Genomic DNA, 23,683 nt, shown 5'->3' on the forward strand with positions numbered 1-23,683 from the left:
TGATACCGATAAATGCGTATTGTGTCAATTTATTAGCCAGTTTTGGGCGATTGTAAATGAGTTATAAATGCCATGTATCGTTAGTAATCTTTGCTATATTGATGTCAACAAACTCTGTTTCAATGGCAGCGGATAAGGCTAAGGACGCTTGCCAAGTTCTGAACACATCCGAACAGGTAAAAAAAATACTGCCCTATCCTTCACAAATTATTATTGTTAAGTCATTGGGTGGCATTAAGGCCCATATGACCCTATGTCAACGCCACGGAGCAATATGGAAACCAATGTTTACACCCGCCTTTCGTGCTGTTATTGGAAAGAATGGGATAGCGTCGATTGGGAAAAAGAAAGAGGGTGATTTAAAAACACCCGCAGGCTTATATTCCATCGGAGAGGTATTTGGAACACAGCCATTGGCACTTAAAATGGATTATAAATACATCACTGCAGATGACAAATTTATCGATGATATTAACAATAAACGTTATAACACGTGGGTGTCTGGCTCAACCGATGCGAAAAGTTATGAATCGATGTTAATTGAGCCCTATATCTATGGTGCTGTCATAAACTACAATATGAATCCCACAATCGCAGGAAAAGGTAGCGCCATTTTTATACACTTGTGGCGTTCGCCAAATTCACCCACGGCTGGATGTATTGCTTTAGAAAAGAAGCACTTATTAATGATGCTTCATTGGCTCGATAAGGCGCAACACCCATATATTCTTGTGCATTAACTTTCGCAAAAATAAGAGTTGATAAATGACAGTTTATAGCATTAAACCGCATGTTGATGATGAAACTGATTCAACGACGTGCTTATGGATTTAGAAACTTTGAAAATTACAGGTTAAGAGTTAAAGTTTTGTGTTCTTGATTAGTGCCCCGGGAAACGGGGAAGAGCCTAAAAATTTACTTCGAGCTTGATGGGAGTGGCTCCCTGGGACGGGCTCGAACCGCCGACCTAATGATTAACAGTCATCCGCTCTACCGACTGAGCTACCAGGGAATGAGGCGGAATCTTAAAGTGATTCCGCGCAATCGTCAAGTGTTTAATGATATTTTTTTTAATTAATTACAAAAACGTTGTAATCGGTTGAGTGCGTCTTTCAGAGTATCTATTCCAGTAGCAAAGGATAGGCGGATACAGCCTTCGTTGCCGAATGCGGAGCCTGGTACTAGAGCCACCCCTACTTCGTGTAATAATTTTTCTGAAAACTCGATGTCATTGGCATAGCCGCGTCGTTCTATAATCGCTTGCACACTTGGGAAAATATAAAACGTGCCATCGGCAGGAATTACCTCTATCCCAGGAATATGATGTAATCTATCAACGACATAGTCATGTCTTTGGTGGAAGGCATTAACCATTTCCAGTACACTTTCTTGGCTACCTGATAGCGCTTCTACGGCAGCACTTTGAGCTATGGAGCAAGGGTTAGAGGTGGATTGTGATTGAATGGTTTTCATCGCATTGATTAAAGGGGCAGGGCCTGCTGCATAACCTATGCGCCATCCGGTCATGGCATAGGCCTTGGAAACACCATTGAGTACTATGGTTTGGTCATAGAGCTCTGGGCAGGCATTAAGAATGTTAGCAAAGGGTTGGCTCCATACAATGTGTTCGTACATATCGTCTGTAGCAATAAGTATTTGCGGGTGTTTTTTTAATACCTCGCCAAGGGCTTTTAATTCATCTAGGGTATAAGCGACTCCTGATGGGTTAGATGGGCTATTGAGGAATATCATTTTAGTCTTGGGAGTGATAGCCTTTTCTAATTGCTCGGCATTAATTTTATAACGCTGGGCAGGAGTTGTAGAGATAATCACAGGCACGCCATCGGCCAGCAATACCATATCAGGATAAGAAACCCAATAAGGCGCCGGAATAATCACCTCATCGCCCGCATCGATAAATGCTTGGCACAGGTTATAGCAACTTTGTTTTCCACCCACTGAAATCAAAATTTGATTCAATTGATAATCCAGGCCATTATCTTTTTTGAATTTATTTCTAACGGCTTCTTTTAATTCAACCATCCCATCAACAGCAGTATATTTGGTAAAACCAGCTTCAATTGCCGACATGGCTGCAAATTTAATATTTTGTGGTGTATCAAAATCCGGTTCACCGACTCCTAGGTTAATGATATCAAGCCCTTGAGCTTGCATTTGAGCCGCTTTGGCGGCCACAGCCAAAGTGGGGGAAGGTTTCACCTTTTTTACACGCCTCGCTAATGCGATGTCCATCTGTTAGCTCCTGTGATTTATAAGCGTCTTGGCTTATAATATAAACTATGAAAGATTTATTTAAAATTTACGCAAACTATCAACCTGCCGGTGATCAGCCTACTGCAATAGCCTCATTAATTGATGGCTTGGAATCTGGATTGGCCAAACAGACCCTTCTAGGTGTTACTGGTTCGGGTAAAACATTTACTATTGCTCATGTCATTCAGGCGATGAAAAGGCCCACCTTAATTATGGCGCCAAATAAAACACTTGCCGCGCAATTGTATGGTGAATTTAAAACCTATTTTCCAGATAATGCGGTAGAGTATTTTGTTTCTTACTACGACTATTATCAGCCTGAAGCTTACGTTCCTTCCTCAGATACCTTTATAGAAAAAGACTCATCCATTAACGAGCACATAGAGCAGATGCGTTTATCAGCGACTAAAGCATTAATTGAGCGCAAAGACGCGATTATAGTTGCAACAGTATCTGCCATTTATGGTTTGGGCGATCCCGATTCCTACCTTCGTATGGTATTACATCTTTCCCGTGGAGAACAATGCGGACAACGGAAAATTTTAAAACGTCTTGCGGAAATGCAGTACACTCGTACCACTATGTCATTGGAGCGCGGTCAATTTAGAGTACATGGTGATGTGGTGGATATTTTTCCTGCGGACTCAGAAAAAGAAGCCATACGCGTTGAACTATTTGATGAAGAAATTGAAAATATTGCTCGTTTTGACCCCTTAACAGGAGAAGTTATTCAGCGCCTTCCTCGTGTTACCATTTTTCCTAAAACGCATTACGTGACCCCACGTGAGCGTATTTTAGAAACCGTCGATCTGGTTAAAGAAGAGCTACAGGGGCGGTTGGCTGAGTTTAATGCGCAAAATAAGCTGGTTGAAGCCCAGCGCCTAGAACAACGGACTTCTTTTGATGTTGAGATGATGCTCGAGCTTGGTTATTGCTCTGGGATTGAAAATTATTCTCGCTATTTATCGGGGAGAGGACCAGGAGAGCCGCCACCGACTTTATTTGATTATTTGCCCCCGGAAGCCTTATTAGTTATCGATGAGTCTCATGTGACGGTGCCGCAAATTGGTGGCATGTATCGCGGGGATCGGTCACGTAAAGAAACTTTAGTTCATTATGGCTTTAGGTTGCCTTCAGCTTTGGATAATAGACCGTTACGCTTTGAAGAGTTCGAAGAGCGCTCGCCACAAACGATATACATTTCTGCGACCCCTGGGGCTTATGAGCAGGCTAATTCAGATAATGTTGCCGAACAGGTCGTACGTCCCACAGGTTTGGTTGATCCTGAGGTAGAAATTAGACCGGTCAGAACTCAGGTTGATGATTTAATGTCTGAAATTCATCTGGTAATTAAGGAGGGTGGACGAGTTCTGGTGACCACTTTAACCAAACGGATGGCGGAAGACCTAACTGATTATTTGATGGAACATAAAATTAAAGTGCGTTATTTACATTCTGACGTGGATACTGTCGAGCGAGTAGAGATCATTCGTGATTTACGTTTGGGTGAGTTTGATGTTTTGGTGGGTATTAACTTATTACGTGAAGGGTTAGATATGCCAGAGGTTGCTCTGGTTGCCATTCTTGATGCAGATAAGGAAGGTTTCTTACGTTCAGATCGCTCCTTAATCCAGACTATAGGACGGGCCGCACGCAATGTAAAAGGCCGCGCTATTCTTTATGCTGATAAAATCACCGGCTCAATGAAAAGAGCTTTAGATGAAACGGATAGACGACGAGAAAAACAAAGAGCATTTAATCTGGAGCACAATATTATACCCTTAGGCATTAATAAATCGGTGGCCGATATCATGGAAGGTTCTCACCTCGGTAAACGCAAAGCGGCTGTGGCAGAAAAGACTCCCGAATACACCCATTGGTCTCCTCAGGAATTAGTGAAACAGATTAATACCTTAGAGAAACAAATGTATCTACACGCAAAAAATATGGAATTTGAATTGGCGGCTAAAGTACGTGATGAGTATCTCTTATTGAAAGAGCAATTACTGAATACATAACCCGACAGACACAGATTTGGAACCCTGAGGTTCAAGTGGGGGGGCGAATGAATCGGTTCAGGCTTCCCACTACAGGGTGGTCTTGCACAACACCAATTTCAGGATGCTCCCCTGATTGTGAGTGTTGGTTCGAAAATCACTCGCTATCGGGTTAGTTCAATTATAGCATTGACCTGTGTCTTAAAGCTATTTGAAATAGCAAAATAGATGTAATAAAAGGCCATCGTACTGCTAATTATCCCTTGTACAATATTGATTAACTCTAATTGTCTACTTTTGCAAAAATCATACAATCTTATATTCATAGACTATACTCAAGTTAACTGCCGCATTTTATTTGCTTTTTGTGCGCAATCATATAGAAGAAGGGAAGTTAATCAATTTAACTTCATGGCTAATACAGTAATGGAATCGGTATAGCTTAATGGGCATAAAAAATAAAATCATACCTAGTACTATCATTTTAAAGCAACATGTGCACAGATATACCTTTCTGGGATTAGCTATTGCGGTTGGTAGCATTATGATCGCTAGTTTCATTGTTTCTTATCAATTAACCGGGCGTGTTGACTTAGATGGTTTTGTTGCTGCTCAAATGTCAAATCCAGCCATTTGGATTTTAGATTTAACTCCTTTAATGTTTGTTTATTGGGGGCAAGCTTTTTGTGCAGGAGTTGTCAATAAGGCGCAATCCATTTTAACAGATACCAAAGAGCAGTTTTTAAAAATAAGTGGTAATTTGGAGTCAGAGCTCAAATACGAGAGTAATCACGACAATGTAACGACCTTATCTAATAGCCGAATGTTTAGCGAATTAGTCACTACGGCAATGGAGCAATTGGGAACAAAAGGGCAGTTAGCGGTTATTATTATAGAAATTAATGAGTTCAAGAATATCAGTTATAACTTTGGTACTTCTAACGCAAATAATGTGTTAAAGCAATTTGCAGATAAGCTGAAATTGATATTAATGGAACCCTATCTCTTAGAATCCTGCATGGGCTTATGTAGTGCGGCCCGTTTTCATGGAGAAGAGTTTGCTTTATTGATTCCTCGATTAAAGCCTGATTTTAATGCCAATGAGCTATTGTCGGCCTTACATCGGTCAACAACTACTCAAGTGATAATCGATGGTATGGATGTGAATATAGCCACCACCTCAGGGCTTGCTATGTACCCCACGCAAGGGGAGGAGGTCGATATATTGATAAGCCAAGCCAATATAGCTCTGCATCATGCACGACAACAAGGGCTACCCTATATGGTGTATCAAACAGAGATGAAGGAAGACTTTACGCAGAATCATATGATTATGAGTGCGTTGAAGCACGCTATAGAAAATAATGAAGTAAACGTTTATTTTCAGCCCATAGTGAATTTAGCAACAAGGACTATTATTGGTGCAGAGTCTTTTGTACGTTTTGAGCATCCACAATTTGGTTTATTGAATGCAGAAAAATTCATTCCCTTAATTGCAAGCACCACGCTAATTCATAATTTAACCACAGTGATGCTAAAAAGCGTGATAAAACAATTAACTAACTGGCATGATGAGGGCTTTAAAATTTATGCCGCGGTGAATTTATCAACACAAGATCTTTCTAATAGAGAGCTTCCCATTTTTATAAGCAAATTGTTAGATGATTATGAAATATCCCCTGAATATTTAAAACTGGAGTTTACGGAAAAGGCCTGTATGACAGAGCAGACGATCACTAAAGAGGTACTGGAGCAATTGTCTGCTATTGGGATTAAATTATCTATAGACGATTTTTGTAGTGGATATTCTTCTTTTGTCTATCTTCTCAACTTTCCTATTGATGAGGTCAAGATTGAAAAATCATTTATTCTTAACATGATGGGCGACGTCAAGAAGGCCAAAATTGTCAAAGCTATTACTAAAATAGCAGAAACCTTAGGATTAGCTATCATAGCAGAGGGGATTACTGACGAAGAGACCTTAAAACACTTGAGCGAGTTGGGTTGTTGCTATGGACAGGGGGCTTATTTTTCTCGCCCTGTTGATGCAGCACAATTTAAGGTTTTATTGAGTAGAAAAAAAGCCGCTTAATTAGGCATTGCTGAGGAGCTTTAGTGGATTATTTAGAGCGGGACAGGACGCTCATTACCATTAAGTTAAGCACTTTAACCGTCATCCCGAGCATCGAGAGGGATGACGTTGTTTCTTAACTTAAACTTAATGGCAGTGGTCTGATGGCTATGAACCAAACTTAACGATTTACGACCCCTGGCGCTAAAATTTATCTGCATCAGCTAATTCCCAGTAGATTTTATATTTCTCAGGGATATTATTTTCTAAAAATTGGCCGGGAGTACAGTAAGTATAGATTTTGTCTAAGGTTTTTACTTCACCAATGGCTACACGTCTCATGATATGATATGGCCTTAAATCGCTAGGATTACTCAATCCCAGGGCACCGACCATTTCATAAAAACTCTTTATTGTGTTCTTATGAAAATTAGCGACTCGGACTTTTTTCTCGTCAACAACTAAGCCATATTGCAAACGCTTATTTTGTGTCGCGATCCCGGTGGGGCAGGTATTGGCATTACACTGTTTCGATTGAACACAGCCTGTTGCCATCATCATCGCTCTGGCGGCATTACACATATCAGCACCGAGGGCAATATTTCTGAGTATATCAAAACCATTAGTGATTTTGCCGCTGCAAATCACGCGTATTTTATCGCGTACATTAATACCAACTAGTGCATTATGAACGAACACTAATCCGGCTTCCAAAGGGGTACCAATAAAATTGGTATACTCTTCAGGAGCTGCGCCGGTACCACCTTCAGCTCCATCTACGGTGATAAAGTCAGGTAAAATATTGGTCTTCAGCATGGCCTTACAAATAGCAAGGAATTCGTCTCTACGACCAAGACATAATTTAAAGCCTACAGGTTTGCCTCCGGAAAGCTCACGTAACCTTTTTACAAAATACAATAAGCCTACAGGAGTATCAAAAGTGCTATGAGCTATGGGGGACAATACATCTTTACCCATGGGTACTTTTCTCACTCGTGCTATTTCTTCGGTTAATTTAGCCGCGGGCAAAATACCTCCGTGCGAAGGCTTCGCTCCTTGTGAAAGCTTAATTTCTATCATTTTTACTTCTTCACGAGCCGACTCAATTTGAAATTCATGCTCACTAAAATTACCTTCACTATCGCGGCAACCAAAATAGGCGGTACCAATTTGGAAAATAATGTCTCCGCCTTGTAAATGATAAGGACTTAACCCTCCCTCCCCCGTATTATGCGCAAAGCCACCAATCTGCGCGCCTTTATTTAGTGCCATAATGGCTTTGCCTGATAAAGAACCAAAACTCATAGCGGAAATATTTAAACGAGAAGCGGAGTAAGGTTTTGTACAATCAGGCCCCCCCACGATAATTCTACGATCTACTTCGGATGCATGTTTAGGGGCTAAAGAATGTAACGCCCAAGTATAACCAATACTTAGAATGTCGCGCTCTGTACCAAAAGGAATAGTATCGCGTTCGTTTTTGGCTCGTTGATATATCAACGAACGAATTTCTCTGTTGAAGGGAAGCTCGCTTTCGTCAGTAGCAATAAAATATTGTTGAATTTCCGGGCGAATAAACTCAAGGAAGAAGCGTAGATGCCCTATAACAGGGAAATTACGTAAAAGAGTATGCTTTCTTTGTAAGACGTCATAAATCCATAAGACGATAATAGGGATGAGAAAAAAACCAAACCATTTCACATCATGAAGCATTATAAATAGGGCTAGCAATACGGCTAGCATTACAGCAAAACCAAGATACCATTGGCGTCTCATTAATAATTCCTTTTGAAAGAATAGACCTTTTGCATCATCGCGACTTTTGCCTGATTGCAGCGTTATAAGTGTTTTTCTGGCGCTCATTTACTCGGATGTAAACTCCGCTCATCGAAACACTTATGCCTCGCCCCCTCAAGCAACATCCACTGGTTATGCAGGAGCTCTAATAAAGTTTAAATTCGTTAATTAATCCGTTTGTGGAATAGTGTCCCCTTCGCTACCGCCTACCGTCTTATTTATTTTGCTTTCTAAAGAGGTGATAAACTGAGTGACTTGAAAACGTTGATGCTCTTGAGCATTTTTACAGATTATTAATTCATGACTGATATCCAACGCCGCGAGTAAAAGTACTTTATAGTCATCAAGCTTTTTGAACTTACTTTTAGTACTTTGCATTTGGTCACTAAGCTTTTGTGCTGCCTGAAACAAGTTAGCTTCCTCGCCTTCAGGACACTTAAGTTCATAGGTTTTATTTAATATTTTAACTTTACAGGATTTTAGGTTAGTCATTATTATCCTTTGCATTAGCTCGGTGCATTGCAAAGATAGTAACAATTTTGCCGGATGTCAGCAAATAGTGATAGATTCTTTTTTATCCGTAGCCCGTATTAGCAGCGTAATACGAGAATGTAGCTTCAATCCTTGATTACGATGTCGTCTAATCCACGTTACACGAGCTTAAGTTGACGTCATTAGGTGAACACTGGCTATAAATCGGTTATTATAATTTATTTTTATATATGAGTTAATTATGTCCGTAGAAGATCACCGCTTACACCTACCTGATTATGATGAATTTAATGAATCTATAGCCACTTTAGCCCTAGATATTTCAGCCAGCGAATTGCATGGGATAATGTGTGGTTATCTTTGTGCAGGGGCAGGTAGTCAGGGAGAGGCCTATTTGCGCGCTTTATCTGGCAATAAAAAAGATCAATTAAGTCGTACTGCGACTTTAGCGATGTTTGCGGTGTTTTCTATTAGCCAACAGCAAATTGCTAATTTTGATTTTGAATTTGAACTGTTAGTGCCTGAGGATGAACTACCCTTAATTGATAGAGCGCGGGCATTTAGTGAATGGTGCAAGGGATTTACTCAGGGTTTATCTTTACTAGGTATAGGGATTGAGCAATTCTATGAGGAAGAGGCGCAAGATGCATTGCAACACCTTACAGAGTTTGCTGAATTAGATTGCGATTCTTTGGATGTAGATGAGGAAGATGAGCGAGCATTAATGGAAGTCAGTGAGTACGCCCGCATGGCTGTAATTCGCTTGCATAGTGACTTAGTAATGAATGAAAGAAAACTCGGCGGTTCTGAAACGACCCATTGATCTAAAAGGATGTTGACATGATTACGCAAAAAGAATTTCAAACAAGACGGCAAAAATTGGCGGAACAATTGCCTGCAAATAGTGTGGCACTTATCCCTGCTGGACGTGAACGGTTACGTAATGGCGATTCACATTATCGTTTTCGTCAGGATAGTAACTTTTATTATTTAACTGGTTTTAACGAGCCTGATGCTTTATTGGTCCTCATTAATGGTAACGAAGTGCAAAGCATTTTGTTTAATCGTCCACGGAATCCAACTGAAGAACAATGGACCGGTAAACGTTTGGGACAAGAGGGTGCAATAAAAGAATTACAAATGGATCACGCTTTTCCTTTGGCGGCTATTGCTGAAGAGTTGCCCAAGTTATTCGCTGGAAAATCAACAATCTATTATGCTTTGGGGTGCAGTAATCAATTAGAAAAACAGATTATTGATAGTTTAAATGTGTTAAAAGCCCAAGTGCGAAGAGGAGTTAAAGCTCCTGAGTCTTTAAGTGATTTGGAGCCTATTTTAGGTGAAATGCGTCTATTTAAAAGTGAGGCAGAAATAGACTTACTGCGCCAGGCCGCTCGTATCTCTGTTGAAGCCCATAAACGTGCCATGCAACTGTGTCAGAATATGGAGTATGAGCATCAACTCGAAGCGGAGTTGGTTTATGAGTTTAGCCGCCAAGGCTGTCGGAGCGTCGCTTACGATCCCATCGTGGGCAGTGGGGAAAATGCCTGTATTCTTCATTATACTGAGAATAACCAACCTTTGCGTCGAGGTGACTTAGTTCTTATTGATGCAGGGGGGGAGTTTGGTAATTATGCTGCAGATATCACCAGGACTTTCCCGGTTAATGGCACATTTAGCCCAGAACAAAAATCTATTTATGAGTTGGTTCTTAAAGCACAAAGAGCAGGAATTGCGGCGATTAAACCTGGACTTCCGTGGAATAGCGTGCAACAAATTATGATTCAAATCTTAACGGAAGGTTTGTGCGAATTAGGTATTTTAAAAGGAGCTGTCGCTGACCTTATTGCAAAAGAGGCGTACAGGCCATTTTACATGCATAATTCGGGGCATTGGCTAGGTTTGGATGTGCATGATGCCGGCAGTTATAGGATAGATGGCGAGTGGCGTCTTTTACAGCCCGGTATGGTATTAACGGTAGAACCTGGGTTATATATCAGTTCTGGTATGGAAGATGTGGATAAGCGTTGGTGGGGTATTGGTGTACGGATTGAAGATGATGTTTTAGTGACTCAAACGGCAAATGAAGTCTTAACATCGGCTTTACCTGTACATGTTGATGATATTGAGGCGTTAATGCGTGGCTGAACAACAAGTTGATATATTAATTATTGGTGGTGGTTTAACTGGCGCAACCCTAATGCTTGCTTTGCAGGGCTTAGGGTTTAGCACTCTATTAGTTGAAGCAAAACCGTTTACTGACAAAGTGAATCCTGATTTTGATGCGCGCTCCTTGGCCTTGTCGCCAGCAAGCCAGCGCATTTTAAATCAGTTGGGAATGTGGGCGATTCTTAATCAATATGCAACGGCAATTAACCTGATTCATGTTTCTGAGCAGCATCGCTTTGGTACATCACGTTTACAAGGCGGCGAACAGGAGCCTTTAGGTTATGTGGTTGAAATGCAACACATCAATTTGGCTTTGCAACAGTTATTGACGGCGAAGCAGCTGATAGCTCCTGCAACAGTAACCGCACTGGATTTGGCTGCTAAAACAGTAACGGTGACCACCAGCGCTGGTGACCTACGTATCGCCGCGCAATTAATCGTTGCTGCAGATGGCGCTGAATCTGCCATTCGTCGCTTATGCCGGTTGCCCGCAAAAATAAAATGCTACAATCAACATGCTATAGTGGCTAATGTTGGTTTAGTTAAATCCCATGAACATAGAGCCTATGAACGCTTTACTGCTCATGGCCCTTTGGCACTGTTACCCATGACGGATAATCGCATGTCTTTGGTTTGGGCTATGCCCCCCAAAAAAGCGGAACAATTACTCGCAGTATCTGATACGGTGTTTCTAAAAGAACTACAATATGCTTTTGGCTATCGCTTAGGACGATTGGCTAAAGTTGGGAAACGACATTGCTATCCTTTAAAACAAGTGCTTATGCCTCAACAAACAAAATGGCCAGTCGTTTTTTTGGGCAATGCTGCCCATACCTTGCATCCAGTGGCGGGGCAGGGATTTAATCTGGGTCTTAGAGATGCGGCAACTTTGGCGCAGTGTATTGGTGAATATGGCCTAAATAAGGAGATGTTGCAGCATTATTCTCAGTTAAGGCGACAGGATCAACAAGTCATTACTCAATTAACTGATGGTTTAATTGAAATTTTTACAAGCACTCTACCGGGTATGGGGATAGCTCGTACTATTGGGTTGGTTACATTTGACTCTCTTCCGATGTTAAAAAATTGCCTGGCTCGTTATACACAAGGGTTTGGCGGTATTATTCCCGATTTAGTATGTGATATTGCTTTAACTTCAAAGAAGTAATCGGGCTCTTAATTAAGAATGGCGATGAACCTTAAAGGCTTAAGTACAATGGAGATAAAATGAGTCAACATTTTGATGTCCTGATAGTTGGGGGGGGTATTGTTGGTTTAACCGCAGCCCTTGCTATGGCACAGCGTGATTATGCTGTTGCGTTAATTGATAATGGCTCTTTAAAAATAGATAGTTCCATAGCTAACCAACGTGTTTATGCAATTAATAAGGCATCACAAAATTTATTGCTAGAGCTTGGAGTGTGGTCGCATTTAGATGCTGCTCGTGTTTCCCCCTATGAGAAAATGTATGTTTGGGATGGGGTTAATGGGGCTCATATCGATTTTGATTCGCGAGCTATTGCAGCCCCTAATTTAGGTAGCATTATAGAAGAGTCGGTATTAAAACAAGCGCTGCTCCAACAGATATTTGACGAGCCTACTATTAGTTTATTTCCTCATCGCCTTGTTGATGACGTAGCTGTCCTGGAAGATGGGATTAAGCTGAGCAGTCACGAGCGAATGTGGCAAGGTCAACTTTTAATGATTGCTGATGGTGCCAACTCGCCCATACGAAAAAAGTTAAATGTTGAACTAATAACTTGGCCATATAATCAGAACGCGCTCGTAGCCACAGTAGCAACAGAAAAGGAACATCAGCGTACAGCATATCAAGTGTTTAATCCGGAAGGTCCTTTAGCCTTTTTGCCTTTATCGAATCCCAACCATTGTTCTATTGTTTGGTCCACTGATCCTAAAAAGGCTCAATGTCTTATGGCTCTTGAGCACGAAGAATTTAATGCCCAGCTGACAGAAGCTTTTGCTAATCGCTTAGGTCAAGTCAGCCTGGTGAGCGCGCGTCATCAATTTCCATTGCAGATGAGGCATGTAAAGAACTACACTGGTGAGCGCTGGTTATTACTTGGCGATGCTGCGCATACTATTCACCCCTTAGCTGGTTTAGGGTTGAATGTGGGGCTAGCAGATGTACGTAGTTGGCTTAACTGCCTGGATAGGTCGAATGATGCACTAGTATCCAAGAAAGCCCTGGGTGCCTATCAACGGGAACGCAAGAATGAGGTATGGCGGATTATTTTGCTGATGGAGGGGTTTAAGCGCTTATTTGGTTATTCCTTTACTCCAATTACTGCCATACGTGGTTTGGGCTTAAGCATTTGCAATAATCTTACCCCACTTAAACGTTTATTTATTCAACATGCTTCAGGTGGATGACGGTAATTGCGTAGGTTCTGTTAGTGAAAAAGGTGAGTTTTTACGCCCTTGCAATTAGTTTGAAATTGGCTCAAATTAAGGGCAATTACTTTGCATCAATCATCCCAAACAGGATTTATTTTTTCAACTAAAGCAACTAGGTCAATTTTTAAAACATTCGTAATTAGACCTCTAGCATTACCAATAGTGGGAGGCTAACACTTGTCTATTCAAAATCCACCAGAAGGAATTGAGCATATTAGTTGTATTGGGGGTTTTTAAGCCAATTGCGTAAAAAATTTCATTATCATCCCTAAATAGTTTCACATGCTGTCCTGACTGTACATCTAACGGCTCACAGAGCACTCAAAAGTCATGTTTCTACCATTTTCTTTAAGTATTTTGGCGATAAAATCGAGTGGACGAGCCATTGGTATAGCCTTTTTCATGTTATCAACGAGCAAAAGCGTGACGGCTGAACGCTACTTTCTCTGCGGTTGATTCATTAGGATGATCTTTAAAATGGGCTTCTATAATTCTATATCTTTTTAAACCCCCTTCTCTATTAGCGATTTGGATGTTCAAACCAGGGCGAGCATTAAGTTCAAGCATTAAAGGCCCATGATCTTTATCAAGGACAATATCGACACCAAGGTAACCCAAACCGGTTAATTCGTAACAACTGGATGCAATTTCTAGGATAGTATTCCAATAGGGTACTTCTATACCCACTATGGGATTTAATGTATCTGGGTGGTAATCAATAGTGTCGTTATGAAATACCCCGCCTAAGGTCTTTCCTGTGGCCATATCAACACCAACGCCTATTGCTCCTTGATGCAGGTTTGCTTTGCCTCCGGATAAGCGGGTAGGTAGTCTGACCATGGCCATGGCGGGATAGCCTAATAAGGAAATGATGCGGATATCTGGAATTCCTTCATAACTTACTTCAGCGAATACCGGATCCACAACGACTCTTTTTTCAATAATGGCATAATCTGATGAGCCTCCGAGGCTATAAGCTCCAGATAATAAGCAGGACAAGTGATAGCTTAATTCATTGGCGGTGGTCAGTTTGCCATTGATTTGGCGATAACGACCATATACCTTATCTTTAAAAACTAAAATACCATCGCCCCCTGAACCACGAGCTGGTTTAACTACAAAATCATCATAAGGAGCAAGGTGCTCTTCTATGTTTTTTATTTGTTGTTCTGTTTCTATAATGTCATATAAAGGTGGCACAGCAATCCCGGCTTTTAATGCCAGTTTTTTTGTTTTTAGTTTGTCATCAACTAAAGGAAATAATTTCCTTGGATTGTAACGGAGTACGAAATCAGTGTTCCGTTGATTAATACTCAAAACCCCATGACTTTTTAGACGACGAAAAAGATTAATCATTCTATATTTCTCGCCAATGCTTTAAATCGCTTCAACTCAAGTAAGCGATAGCCTCTATATTGGCCAAACCATAAGATTAATGCTAAAAGCACTAAAAGAAGTTCTGGGAAGGCAAAAATGAGGTATTGTAGCGGTTCATAACTCATCGCCCAATATGAGATTACCGCGGCAAAAAGACTACCAACCCCCGATTTAATGGCTTCTGAGGCACCGCGCTCATCCCAGGTTATACACATTCGCTCGATAGTCATTGTTAAGATAACCATGGGGAACAAGGCAACAGACATACCCGCTTCCAATCCGAGGTTTTGGCACAAGACACTGATAAAGATCATTAAGACTATCACTACCGTTAGAATTGCTGCTAGCCTTGGCACGAGGAGCAAGCGTAACTGATCCAGATAAAAACGAGCCAATAAGCCAAAAGATACAATAATGACAAATAGAGTGATACCCCAAATGACATGAGTTTCTCTAAATGCTAAGGCAATAAGCACCGGCATAAAGGTGCCGAACGTTTTAATTCCTATGAAATTGCGCAATATCAAAATGATAAATGCCCCAATGGGTACTGTGAGTAGAATCTTATAGGTGGCTTGAACGTTAACTGGTAGCTGTAGCAAAGAGAAGCGCAACAGTTGCGAGTCAGATTGTAGTCCTCTGGATTTCGCAACACTTAATGCATTAATAGGTGTAGGAGACACTGTTAAATAGAATTGCGACTTACTACCGCCAGTTACATCAAACAAAGACTCATTACCGTATTGCCATATTAGAAATTCTTTAGGCAAGCCGGCACCACCAGTACGAGGATTGATGTAGATCCAGTTTTTACCATTAAAAACGGCCAAGAATGATTTTAAATCAGCTTTACTTTGTTGATTGAGGTAGATGCCCTTAACTGGTGTAGCAAAAATTTTTGCTTGATTAAGAATTAAAATGGTGGCGTTGATAATTCCTTCATCATCGAACTTATTGCCTACTAATAATTTGGCATTGCCATCTTTTTTATTCAACTCTTTCACCGTACTTTGAGCAAAAGTTTGAATGTCTGCTGAAGATTGCCTTACTTGGTTGGTAATTGTTTCTACTGCCGATTTCTGACTTTCATCAAGATTTTGCAGCTTAACACCTGATGGCTTAGGTAGGGACGATTCATCGCTGTCTGACTGACGGAAAATAGCTCTATAATAGAGCGATTGCGGCCCATGGCTTCGTCTTATAGACCAAACTGTTTCTCTATTATACCCATTTAAATTTGTAGTGACTCCATAACTTCGCGATACAAAATATTCATCGAGAATAGCGAAGTGTGGTGGTAAGTAGGGGATAGTAAAACTCGCTTTAATAGGCGTACTGCTATCAGCAACAAAACGCAAATTGGCTTCAACCATCCAGCTATTGATCGTTTCCGTATCTGTTAACGGGACATCTAAAGCGAAATGTCTGTATAAGAAAATGCTTGAACCCACAAAAAATAGTGTGAGAATCAGACCATAAACATGGCGTTTATTGTTTTTCATTGTTTACTAGGACCCACTGATTTTACGGTAAAAGTAAGGGCAGGGTTTACTGCTCCATTAAAATCAATAATAGCATCACGGCCTAAAAGTAGAGGATAAATAAATCGCTTTCTATTCGTTAAATTAACCTGAATCGCTCTAACTTTGTCACCTAATTTAACATTAAGCAAAACAACAGGGCGTCTTAATGGGGCTGGTTTTTGCGTACCCACATTATGTTCTCCTGCTCGGACTTTAATTTTAACTTTGCCAATGTATTCGCATTCAAAAACATAATCCCCAGTTTTAGTTGGGACCGTAAAGCGCAAATAAGGGACGCCTTTGACATTAATTTCAGTGATATTCGTTGCATTTAACGACGCAGACTTGGCTCCTGTATCCAGCTTTGCTGATAAAGTAAGGTCTTTATCAACTAAAGTAGCTTTTTCAACATAACCATAGATCTGAGCTTCGTTTTTTGCCATAAGAGATCCAGTGAACAATGATGTAAAAAGAAAGAGAGCAATTATTGATCTCATTTAATCCTCTTGCCTGAGTTATATATTTTGGTGCAGTATCGTATCAGGTTTACTCCTCAAGTCACAGTCTGAGAGAGGTTTTAGTCAAATAAATTTTAAGGGATCGTTCTATTTTTTTGAATCGAGTGTGTTAAAATTGTAGATCCGCGAGGTTTATTGTATTTTTTTGGCTCAGGCTGAAAGTTTAATTGACATCAAGGGCAAATATATATACAATGTCGACCAATCTTATCTGATAGTCATCTGTGCCCGCATGTCTCTTAAGAGTGATGATAATCAAGCTTTAACGCAGACAGAATTAGTCTTCATTCTAGCAATCGCTGGCCGTATAGACGCGCAATGTCGTATTGTCGCCCAACACCTCGATAAAGATCGCTCCGTTTATTACGCTTATGCTGTTTTAGATTCTCTCAGTTCTTCTTACAGTATGTTCAAGTATTTCTTTGACGTATTTATCCCCAATAGCAACAGCGATACGATGCATGACTTCATGATGACGCCCGGCGGTATGATTGCCGCCGCCGCAGAAACCTTATTTCTAGTTGGCTTCTCTGTTTTAGCGGTAAAATTTGATGGTGAAAAGGAAGATAATTATAAGAAGCGTATAGCCGATGCCTGGCCCTATTTTCGTGACATAATTAAAGGTCTGAAAAACGCTTATAAGGGATGGCGTAGCGCGGTAGTTGCTCTCCACTTATTGGGCATAGCCGATGTTAATTTCCTTATTGCTCCCGTTGGATTCGTATTAGGGATTTTAGCCGCAGCTAATAGGTATTGGCTGCGTAGCATGATCGAAGAACGTAAAGTCATGATGACGGCCAATGCAGAATTAAGGAGTGAAATAAAGAAATTATTTACAATGACGGAAGAGGAAAGTAAATACTACCTTGGGCAAATTAAGTACCAAACCGATACAACTCGTATTCTTTCTTATTTATCTGTAGGTATCGGAGGATTTATTGATGGTTTATACCTTTATGTTGGGGTGATAGGCCTGGCGGTACTTTCTTCTCCTATGCTGTCTGTTCTTGCTGCAATGAGTGTTTTTTATACTGTAGCTTGTATTGTTACTCGCATCTATGAGGAATATGATTTCCAAGTCCGATTGTTTGTTACGCAAACTAAATGCAAGTTAGAAATTCTTGCCAAGCAAATTGAAACGACTTATGCCAAATTACTTTCCCTGCAAGAGCAAGAAAATAAGAATCTTGATGATGTATATGAAATCAAGCTTTTAAAAGCCAAAATATTCAACTTACTGGGGCAATTTGATGCTAACCGAGAAATATTAAGTCAACAATCTAATCGAACTTATTTGTCTGCCGCCCTATTGGGTTTAAAAAATGGTTTATATGCTTATGGGGCACTGGCTAGTGGTTTATTTTTATTCAGCACCTTATTAGCCTTATGCGGTGTCGCATTTCCCCCTGCCTTATTAATGGCAACTGCTATTCTAGGCATACTGCTTATCGGTTATTTTGTAATTCATTCTCTAGTAATGAATTATTGTCATTTAGAAAAAGAAAACATCAATGAGGCTCGTCCTTACAATCAATTAGTTGATTTAAAAAACAAGATGAGCTTGAGTCTCGATGTAGATGAGCTTCTGGAAAAAGACTCTTTTCATGAATCATTAAATGATGGTTTGGCAGTAGATTCTTCTCCTCAATTCTTCATTCAAGAATGGTGTGAGGTATTGCGATCATTATTTTCTGGTTTTGGTAAGGGGCAAAAATTTGTCGATTTTGCTGGAAATTGTTTGCAAGAAGCTGATGAGGCCGGGCACTATCATGATACCCCGTTAATGTATGTGTTGTCCCTATTTAGCGCGCTCTTTTTTGGTGGTGTCTTAGCCTTTAGAGCGCTAGCGCGAGGATTGGGACGAGCAGCGCCAGGACAGGAACCTAGTGCTACAAAAGAGGAATTAAAAAAAGCGGATACTTCTAATCTTAATGCCGAAAAAGATACATTAAGTGGCGCAAATACTTTAGCGGTTAGTCCAAACCCATTAGAAAAGGACGCTAAACCTGCTCCTGTTAATCTTGAGGATACGGATAAGGCTGAATTCCAAACCAGAGCAGAAGGGGAATCAATTTCTGCGGAGAAAACAGCGACTGATTCCCGATCTACTTCAAATACATTTTCTAATCGTTCCTTAGTTGGTTTTTTTGAAACAAAAAACAATACTATAAAAAAACGCCCTCTTCACCATTCCGCAAGCGATGTCGATTTGTCATCACGTGTTATTTCTGACAATACAATTCTGGGTTTAGGCTAGGATCATTATACATTTTAAACTGATGATAGATTCTAAATGTTCGGTTTTTATTCTCAATTTCATTAAGGAATTGCTCTAAACAAAGAGTCAATTGCTCTAACTGTTGATGAATAACGTGTAATTTGGAGGTACACGTTTTTCTATGTTCTTCAGTGACATCCTGACGTTCGGTTTGTAATGCCATATGGTAGGCTTTAAGTGATAAAATGGAGAGTCGATCTATTATCATCCCTGGTGATTCAGAATTCACCGGACAGCATTCAGGAGATGCTGGGTTTAATCTATTGAACAGCCATGCATCCATCGCTTCCATACGATTATTTCTTTGTTGATTGCAAGAGTCGATTTCACGCTTAGCATGATAGACAAATTCATATCCCATATCTTCACGGCGCGCCCTATCTTCTGCATGCCACAATTGGAAATTAAACGCATGGTTTTCTTCTACTAATTGGAGAAATTCTTGATATTGGTATTTAATGCCAGCGGTTTTCCATTGGATGATACATTGGCTGTGTAGTGTAGTAATAGTTAAGGGATTTATTATAGAAGGCATGACTTATCCTGCAAAACAACAAGTCGCCTAGTTTACCTTAAAGTTTGTCTATGAATCTATGCTAGAGCAATAAATGATAGTTTTTTATCATTACTTGGGTGGCTAGTCACGGCCATTAAGTTAAGAGATTTCGAATCCCTTAACTTAATGGCCGCACCGCGCGGTTAAGGAGTCAAGGTTGTGTCACATGGTGTTGTTTCTTCTCGCTTTGTTGATGGCGTAAAGAGCAAATCAACGAATTGCTTTGTCTTAAATGAGTGATATAACTGAGTTCTTAATAATGGTGCGCATGACTTTCTATAGTCGTCTATAACAGCTTGTTCCAAGAGTAATTTCATTTGATTATTGGGTAGACTAAGCTCGTTTATCGTTCCTATTCTATCTACTTCATAGAATTTAAGTTGATAATCTTGGGTTAGTACCATCATTTCATTTCCTGCACATTTTATTACCCTGGACTGCAGAGGCAATTGTTTTATATCCTCCATCTCTTCAACAGTTTGGCTAAGTTTATCCCAGCCAAATAACCGACCTTGGTTATTTTGAGCAATGCAGAAGTTTTCCCCTTGCATAATTCTAGTAATATTTTGATTCATCAATTGGGGTATGGAGTGCAATCCCGCTGTTCCAGTATTAGGGGCATTCGAACCTAATTCACCAACATACGTACCATAAACCTGAGTTGGTGTAATGACATAAGTTGCATGATCGGAGGCAACAACATCTAAAATTGAATCAGCATCTTGGGGCAAATTCAGAGGAGATGGCGTAGCAAGATCATAGACAGAGTCCAATCCGAATACGTCATATCCACTATGGCCCCATGCAATTAATAGATCTTGCTCAGTCACTGCCATAGTAAAAAAAGAACCACACGCCAAGAGTTTTACTCGACCAAATTTCGTTAAATTCAGTTTTTCAAAGGTAGGTGTATCATCTCCTGCTCGTCCTAATTGGGAAAGCATATTACTACCAGCAACATATACATCCCCTTGTTCATTCAAGAGAACGCTATGCACTCTACCTGATTTCACTTGTATGATTTTACCTATGGATTCACCATCGATTAATTGAGGTGTTGTTACAAAGGGCTCCTTTTTTCCTATCCCTAATTCCCCGTCATAATTACAGCCGAAAGCATAAAGTTTACCGCTTTCAGTGAGTAGAAAAAATGAAGGAGTTTCCTGGTGATCTGAATGAATCTCTCTCACAGGCTCATCTAATTCTAACGTATCAATTTCTTCCGTCATACGATTGAATGAGGTGATTTTATTTTTTTCAGCGATCATAATGCAGCTGCTGCTGTATAAATAAGCCATATAGGCCTCCTTGTTTGCATTTTGATTATTGTGTGTTCATGTAGGCACAGAATCATCCGTTGCAAATACGGATGGAGTGGCTGATGAGGTGGTTTTTGATTTATAACAATAAATACATCCTTTCTGCAATAAACTGTGAAAGGGGAGCGTGCTCCATCTAGCGACAACGATAGCTCCTTAGCTAAGAGCGGGGTTGGTAATTATAGATTGAGCCAAGGAGCAGATTTTAGCGAGGGGTCCGTATGCGACGGTGATTAAGCGTCATATCCAGGCATCAAATCGGAAGCATTTTTAGACGTTGGCAGGTATTGTTCTGCTGAGGGAGTAAAGAATAAATCGATGAGTTGCTTGTTGTTGCGTGAGCTATATAAACAAGGACCTAACAATGGCTCTCTCGACATATAATCTTCAATAACAGTTTGTTCCAAGAGTAATTTCACTTGCCTATTGGATAGGCTGCGCTCTTTCATCGTTCCTATTCTATCTACTTCATAGAGTTTAAGTTGATAATCTGGGGTTAGCACGAGAATTTCGTTTCTTGCACATTTTATTATTCTGGCTTGCATAGGCAATTGAGTTGGTTCATCTATACGTTTTATATCTTCTACCTCTTCGACAGTAGGTTTATCCCAGCCAAATAACTGGCCTTGCTTGTTTTGAACAATGCAGAAATTTTCCCCACTGATAAGCTTAATAATCTTCTGGCTCATCAACTGGGGTATGGGGTGCAGTCCTGCTGTCTCACTATTGGGGGAACTCGAACCTAATTTATGGAAACAAGTACCATAAACCTGTGTTGGTGTAATGACATAAGTTGCATGATCGGAGGCAACAACATCTAAAATTGAACCGGAGACTTGGGGCAAATCTATAGGAGATGGCGTAGACCGATAATATCCGCTATCTAATCCCAATGCCCCATAAATATTATAGCCCCATGCAATTAATTGCCCTTTTGCAGTCATTGCTACAGTAAAAAAAGGACCACACTCTAAAGATATCACTCGACCAAACGGCTCTAAGTTCACTTTTTCAAACGTAGACGTACCGTCTCCTTCTCGACCTAACTGGGAAATTTTGTTACTGCCGGTAACATACACTTCACCATCTTCATTCAAGAGAACACTATGAAGCCTACCTGATTTCACCTGTATGATTTTACCTATGGATTCACCATGTACTAATTGAAGCTTTCCTTCAGACCATGTTTTCTTCCCTATTCCTAATTGTCCTTCATTATTGGTGCCAAAAGCATAAAGTTTACCGCTTTCAGTGAGTAAAAAAAAAGAAGGATTTAAATTGTGATTAGAATAGATTTCTGTCACCGATTCTTCTAATTCTATGGTATTAATTGTTTGTGTGAAACGGTTGAATGAAGTAAGCCTATTTTTTTAGCGATCAAGACGTAGCTTACAGCATATAAATAAGGCATTGAATTATTCCGTAATCAAAATAGTTATTAGACCTCCTTCCCAACACAATAGAATTGGAACGAGGTCTATTGTATTGTCACTTTTTGCACAACAGCATCCGTTGTAAACACGGATAGAATCAGCGAATGGAATAGTTATAGATAAATAGACTATTTACTAAAATATTGTTTATAGATTTTCACATAAGTACCATCTGCTTCCATATCGAGTAATGCATTATTTATTTTTCTGATAAGTTCGGCATTTTTCTTGAGCGCCAATATACCATAACCTTGCCCCATAGTAATTCTATTTCCTACTATCTTAAAATGAAAAATGGCATTATTAACAATATACTTAGCCACACTGGCATTAACATAAATGACATCCACTTCCCGATTTTGTAACGCAGAGAGAACCTCATTAATTGTGGCATATCCCTTGATGGTATTGAGCTGAGCAAAACCTGAGTTGGCTATAATGGGGTATAAGGTATCGTGAACTACCCCGATTTTGTAATTCTTAATGTCATTGACCGTTTTTATATTACTGTCTTCCAATGCGAGGAAGTGGCCGTTACTGGCTAAATAGGGAAGACTATAGATGAATTGTTCTGGTATTTTTGAGGAAATAGGAACAGGTAAAAAAGATAAATCAAAGTCACCCCGCTCTAATTGTTCATATTGCTGCTTTATATCGGCTGATTTATAAATGCATTGTTCGTTAATACGTTTGCATAGATTATCCATCAAATCGATGGTAAAACCATAATAATGATTGCCATCACCGGCTAAAGAAGAAAAAGGGGGGGCAAATTTTAAAACCCCTATACTAACAGGAGCACTAGAGGCTACGATATTAGAGACAAGCAGGATGATAAACACTAGAGTTTTCATACTATTAATCCTTTTAGCAAGTATTTAAACTCTAGGAAGGATGCTGCTTTTTGTCAAATCAATAGGCTAAGAGACAGTAAAGTAGATTATCTCTTTTTGGCTAGGCATCGATCTAAGGCATTAGCAAAGGCGGTTTTTTCTTTAATGCTTAATGCGGCTGGACCGCCAGTTCGCTCTCCTATAGAGCGTAACTGCTCATTCATATCCCGGAATTGTAAACGTTGTTTGATATTATTTTCAGTATACAGTTCCCCGCGAGGATTAATCGCGACTCCTTGCTTGCCTATTACTTCTGCTGCCAGTGGAATATCTGCAGTAATGACTAAATCATGTGCTATTAAATGGGCGACAATGTAGTGATCTGCACTATCAAATCCCTTTTCAACGCGTACAGAGCGAATAAAAGGGGAATTGGGGTATGTGAGAAAGGAATTAGCGACTAGGATAAGATGAGTCTGAGTTCGTGTTGCTGCCCGAAATAAAATCTCTTTGATCATCTTGGGGCAAGCATCGGCATCGACCCAGATCTGCATGTTTTAATATCCTCATTTAGACAATAATGCCAAATTCTAGTTGATTCATGGCAATTTTCAATGAATAAGCGAGATGA

At 40.1% G+C, this 23,683-nt stretch carries 19 protein-coding genes, 1 tRNA gene, 1 other RNA gene and 1 pseudogene; 9 read left to right on the forward strand and 13 right to left on the reverse strand.

Annotated features, from left to right (window positions below; translation table 11 throughout):
• Positions 1 to 56: 56 nt before the first annotated feature.
• Together LFA_RS00390 and LFA_RS20565 are read left to right on the forward strand one after the other, a co-directional pair.
• Entirely contained in the window at positions 57 to 740 is a 684-nt protein-coding gene (locus tag LFA_RS00390) for a L,D-transpeptidase family protein (RefSeq protein ID WP_231865880.1), read from the forward strand.
• Positions 741 to 799: 59 nt separating this feature from the next.
• Positions 800 to 880 (forward strand): annotated as a pseudogene (locus LFA_RS20565) (transposase); the annotation flags it as partial.
• 56 nt (positions 881 to 936) lie between these two features.
• Here LFA_RS20565 and LFA_RS00395 read toward each other — a convergent pair.
• Together LFA_RS00395 and LFA_RS00400 are read right to left on the reverse strand one after the other, a co-directional pair.
• A tRNA-Asn gene (locus LFA_RS00395) sits at positions 937 to 1,012 on the reverse strand.
• A 62-nt stretch (positions 1,013 to 1,074) separates the two neighbouring features.
• Complete coding sequence (locus tag LFA_RS00400; RefSeq protein ID WP_045094436.1) at positions 1,075 to 2,253, reverse strand: pyridoxal phosphate-dependent aminotransferase; 1,179 nt, start codon at positions 2,251 to 2,253, stop codon at positions 1,075 to 1,077.
• A 47-nt stretch (positions 2,254 to 2,300) separates the two neighbouring features.
• Between LFA_RS00400 and uvrB the strand changes: the two genes are divergently transcribed.
• Positions 2,301 to 4,292 (forward strand): excinuclease ABC subunit UvrB, encoded by a 1,992-nt coding sequence (gene uvrB / locus LFA_RS00405; RefSeq protein ID WP_045094437.1) that lies wholly within the window; start codon positions 2,301 to 2,303, stop codon positions 4,290 to 4,292.
• Here the strand turns inward: uvrB and ssrS are convergent.
• Positions 4,287 to 4,448, reverse strand: a non-coding RNA gene (ssrS, locus tag LFA_RS20695) — 6S RNA. The two genes, uvrB and ssrS, sit on opposite strands and share 6 nt — an antisense overlap.
• A 268-nt stretch (positions 4,449 to 4,716) precedes the next feature.
• On the opposite strand from ssrS, the gene LFA_RS00410 reads away from it, so the two are divergent.
• A complete protein-coding gene (locus LFA_RS00410; protein WP_045094438.1) occupies positions 4,717 to 6,363 on the forward strand; it encodes a putative bifunctional diguanylate cyclase/phosphodiesterase in 1,647 nt (548 codons plus the stop codon).
• Between the two features lie 183 nt (positions 6,364 to 6,546).
• Here LFA_RS00410 and LFA_RS00415 read toward each other — a convergent pair whose 3' ends face one another.
• Positions 6,547 to 8,118 carry an FMN-binding glutamate synthase family protein gene (locus LFA_RS00415; protein WP_045097308.1) on the reverse strand — a complete coding sequence of 524 codons (1,572 nt, stop codon included), beginning with the start codon at positions 8,116 to 8,118 and terminating at the stop codon, positions 6,547 to 6,549.
• Positions 8,119 to 8,307: 189 nt separating this feature from the next.
• Entirely contained in the window at positions 8,308 to 8,631 is a 324-nt protein-coding gene (locus tag LFA_RS00420; protein WP_045094439.1) for a cell division protein ZapA, read from the reverse strand.
• Between the two features lie 241 nt (positions 8,632 to 8,872).
• Between LFA_RS00420 and LFA_RS00425 the strand changes: the two genes are divergently transcribed.
• The 4 genes from LFA_RS00425 to LFA_RS00440 are packed head-to-tail and all read left to right on the forward strand — an operon-like array spanning position 8,873 to position 13,191.
• Positions 8,873 to 9,454, forward strand: a complete 582-nt coding sequence (locus tag LFA_RS00425) for a UPF0149 family protein (protein ID WP_045094440.1) — start codon at positions 8,873 to 8,875, stop codon at positions 9,452 to 9,454.
• 17 nt (positions 9,455 to 9,471) lie between these two features.
• A complete protein-coding gene (gene pepP / locus LFA_RS00430; protein WP_045094441.1) occupies positions 9,472 to 10,779 on the forward strand; it encodes a Xaa-Pro aminopeptidase in 1,308 nt (435 codons plus the stop codon).
• Positions 10,772 to 11,968 (forward strand): 2-octaprenyl-6-methoxyphenyl hydroxylase, encoded by a 1,197-nt coding sequence (gene ubiH, locus LFA_RS00435; RefSeq protein ID WP_084602070.1) that lies wholly within the window; start codon positions 10,772 to 10,774, stop codon positions 11,966 to 11,968. Before pepP ends, ubiH begins: the two co-directional genes overlap by 8 nt.
• Positions 11,969 to 12,027: 59 nt before the next feature.
• Positions 12,028 to 13,191, forward strand: a complete 1,164-nt coding sequence (locus LFA_RS00440; protein ID WP_045094442.1) for an FAD-dependent oxidoreductase — start codon at positions 12,028 to 12,030, stop codon at positions 13,189 to 13,191.
• 432 nt (positions 13,192 to 13,623) lie between these two features.
• On the opposite strand, the gene LFA_RS00445 is transcribed toward LFA_RS00440, so the two are convergent.
• From LFA_RS00445 to LFA_RS00455, 3 genes are read right to left on the reverse strand one after another with little or no spacing between them, the layout of a single operon-like run.
• On the reverse strand, positions 13,624 to 14,571 hold the full coding sequence (locus LFA_RS00445) for an alpha-L-glutamate ligase-like protein (protein WP_045094443.1): 948 nt from the start codon (positions 14,569 to 14,571) through the stop codon (positions 13,624 to 13,626).
• Positions 14,568 to 16,094 carry an inactive transglutaminase family protein gene (locus LFA_RS00450; protein WP_045094444.1) on the reverse strand — a complete coding sequence of 509 codons (1,527 nt, stop codon included), beginning with the start codon at positions 16,092 to 16,094 and terminating at the stop codon, positions 14,568 to 14,570. The genes LFA_RS00445 and LFA_RS00450 overlap by 4 nt, the downstream gene beginning before the upstream one ends.
• Entirely contained in the window at positions 16,091 to 16,558 is a 468-nt protein-coding gene (locus LFA_RS00455; protein ID WP_231865881.1) for an ATP-dependent zinc protease family protein, read from the reverse strand. The genes LFA_RS00450 and LFA_RS00455 overlap by 4 nt, the downstream gene beginning before the upstream one ends.
• A 307-nt stretch (positions 16,559 to 16,865) precedes the next feature.
• Between LFA_RS00455 and LFA_RS00460 the strand changes: the two genes are divergently transcribed.
• A complete protein-coding gene (locus tag LFA_RS00460; protein ID WP_045094446.1) occupies positions 16,866 to 18,890 on the forward strand; it encodes a hypothetical protein in 2,025 nt (674 codons plus the stop codon).
• Here the strand turns inward: LFA_RS00460 and LFA_RS00465 are convergent.
• From LFA_RS00465 to LFA_RS00485, 5 genes are all read right to left on the reverse strand, one after another.
• Entirely contained in the window at positions 18,856 to 19,446 is a 591-nt protein-coding gene (locus LFA_RS00465; protein ID WP_045094447.1) for a DUF4254 domain-containing protein, read from the reverse strand. The genes LFA_RS00460 and LFA_RS00465 overlap by 35 nt on opposite strands.
• A 164-nt stretch (positions 19,447 to 19,610) precedes the next feature.
• On the reverse strand, positions 19,611 to 20,765 hold the full coding sequence (locus LFA_RS00470; protein ID WP_045094448.1) for an RCC1 domain-containing protein: 1,155 nt from the start codon (positions 20,763 to 20,765) through the stop codon (positions 19,611 to 19,613).
• A 254-nt stretch (positions 20,766 to 21,019) separates the two neighbouring features.
• On the reverse strand, positions 21,020 to 22,090 hold the full coding sequence (locus tag LFA_RS00475) for an RCC1 domain-containing protein (RefSeq protein ID WP_045094449.1): 1,071 nt from the start codon (positions 22,088 to 22,090) through the stop codon (positions 21,020 to 21,022).
• A gap of 257 nt (positions 22,091 to 22,347) precedes the next feature.
• Positions 22,348 to 23,073, reverse strand: a complete 726-nt coding sequence (locus LFA_RS00480; protein ID WP_045094450.1) for a transporter substrate-binding domain-containing protein — start codon at positions 23,071 to 23,073, stop codon at positions 22,348 to 22,350.
• Positions 23,074 to 23,159: 86 nt separating this feature from the next.
• Complete coding sequence (locus LFA_RS00485; RefSeq protein ID WP_045094451.1) at positions 23,160 to 23,606, reverse strand: YaiI/YqxD family protein; 447 nt, start codon at positions 23,604 to 23,606, stop codon at positions 23,160 to 23,162.
• Positions 23,607 to 23,683 lie beyond the last annotated feature (77 nt).

Origin of the sequence: Legionella fallonii LLAP-10 (genome assembly GCF_000953135.1) — a bacterium.
GTDB lineage: Bacteria > Pseudomonadota > Gammaproteobacteria > Legionellales > Legionellaceae > Legionella > Legionella fallonii.

Excerpts from the sequence above, each read along its gene's own strand:
- LFA_RS00390 (WP_231865880.1), top strand. The coding sequence starts at position 57 with ATGAGTTATAAATGCCATGTATCGTTAGTAATCTTTGCTATATTGATG.
- LFA_RS00400 (WP_045094436.1), bottom strand. The coding sequence starts at position 2,253 with ATGGACATCGCATTAGCGAGGCGTGTAAAAAAGGTGAAACCTTCCCCC.
- uvrB (WP_045094437.1), top strand. The coding sequence starts at position 2,301 with ATGAAAGATTTATTTAAAATTTACGCAAACTATCAACCTGCCGGTGAT.
- LFA_RS00410 (WP_045094438.1), top strand. The coding sequence starts at position 4,717 with ATGGGCATAAAAAATAAAATCATACCTAGTACTATCATTTTAAAGCAA.
- LFA_RS00415 (WP_045097308.1), bottom strand. The coding sequence starts at position 8,118 with ATGAGACGCCAATGGTATCTTGGTTTTGCTGTAATGCTAGCCGTATTG.
- LFA_RS00420 (WP_045094439.1), bottom strand. The coding sequence starts at position 8,631 with ATGACTAACCTAAAATCCTGTAAAGTTAAAATATTAAATAAAACCTAT.
- LFA_RS00425 (WP_045094440.1), top strand. The coding sequence starts at position 8,873 with ATGTCCGTAGAAGATCACCGCTTACACCTACCTGATTATGATGAATTT.
- pepP (WP_045094441.1), top strand. The coding sequence starts at position 9,472 with ATGATTACGCAAAAAGAATTTCAAACAAGACGGCAAAAATTGGCGGAA.
- LFA_RS00440 (WP_045094442.1), top strand. The coding sequence starts at position 12,028 with ATGAGTCAACATTTTGATGTCCTGATAGTTGGGGGGGGTATTGTTGGT.
- LFA_RS00445 (WP_045094443.1), bottom strand. The coding sequence starts at position 14,571 with ATGATTAATCTTTTTCGTCGTCTAAAAAGTCATGGGGTTTTGAGTATT.
- LFA_RS00450 (WP_045094444.1), bottom strand. The coding sequence starts at position 16,094 with ATGAAAAACAATAAACGCCATGTTTATGGTCTGATTCTCACACTATTT.
- LFA_RS00455 (WP_231865881.1), bottom strand. The coding sequence starts at position 16,558 with ATGGCAAAAAACGAAGCTCAGATCTATGGTTATGTTGAAAAAGCTACT.
- LFA_RS00460 (WP_045094446.1), top strand. The coding sequence starts at position 16,866 with ATGTCTCTTAAGAGTGATGATAATCAAGCTTTAACGCAGACAGAATTA.
- LFA_RS00465 (WP_045094447.1), bottom strand. The coding sequence starts at position 19,446 with ATGCCTTCTATAATAAATCCCTTAACTATTACTACACTACACAGCCAA.
- LFA_RS00470 (WP_045094448.1), bottom strand. The coding sequence starts at position 20,765 with ATGGCTTATTTATACAGCAGCAGCTGCATTATGATCGCTGAAAAAAAT.
- LFA_RS00480 (WP_045094450.1), bottom strand. The coding sequence starts at position 23,073 with ATGAAAACTCTAGTGTTTATCATCCTGCTTGTCTCTAATATCGTAGCC.
- LFA_RS00485 (WP_045094451.1), bottom strand. The coding sequence starts at position 23,606 with ATGCAGATCTGGGTCGATGCCGATGCTTGCCCCAAGATGATCAAAGAG.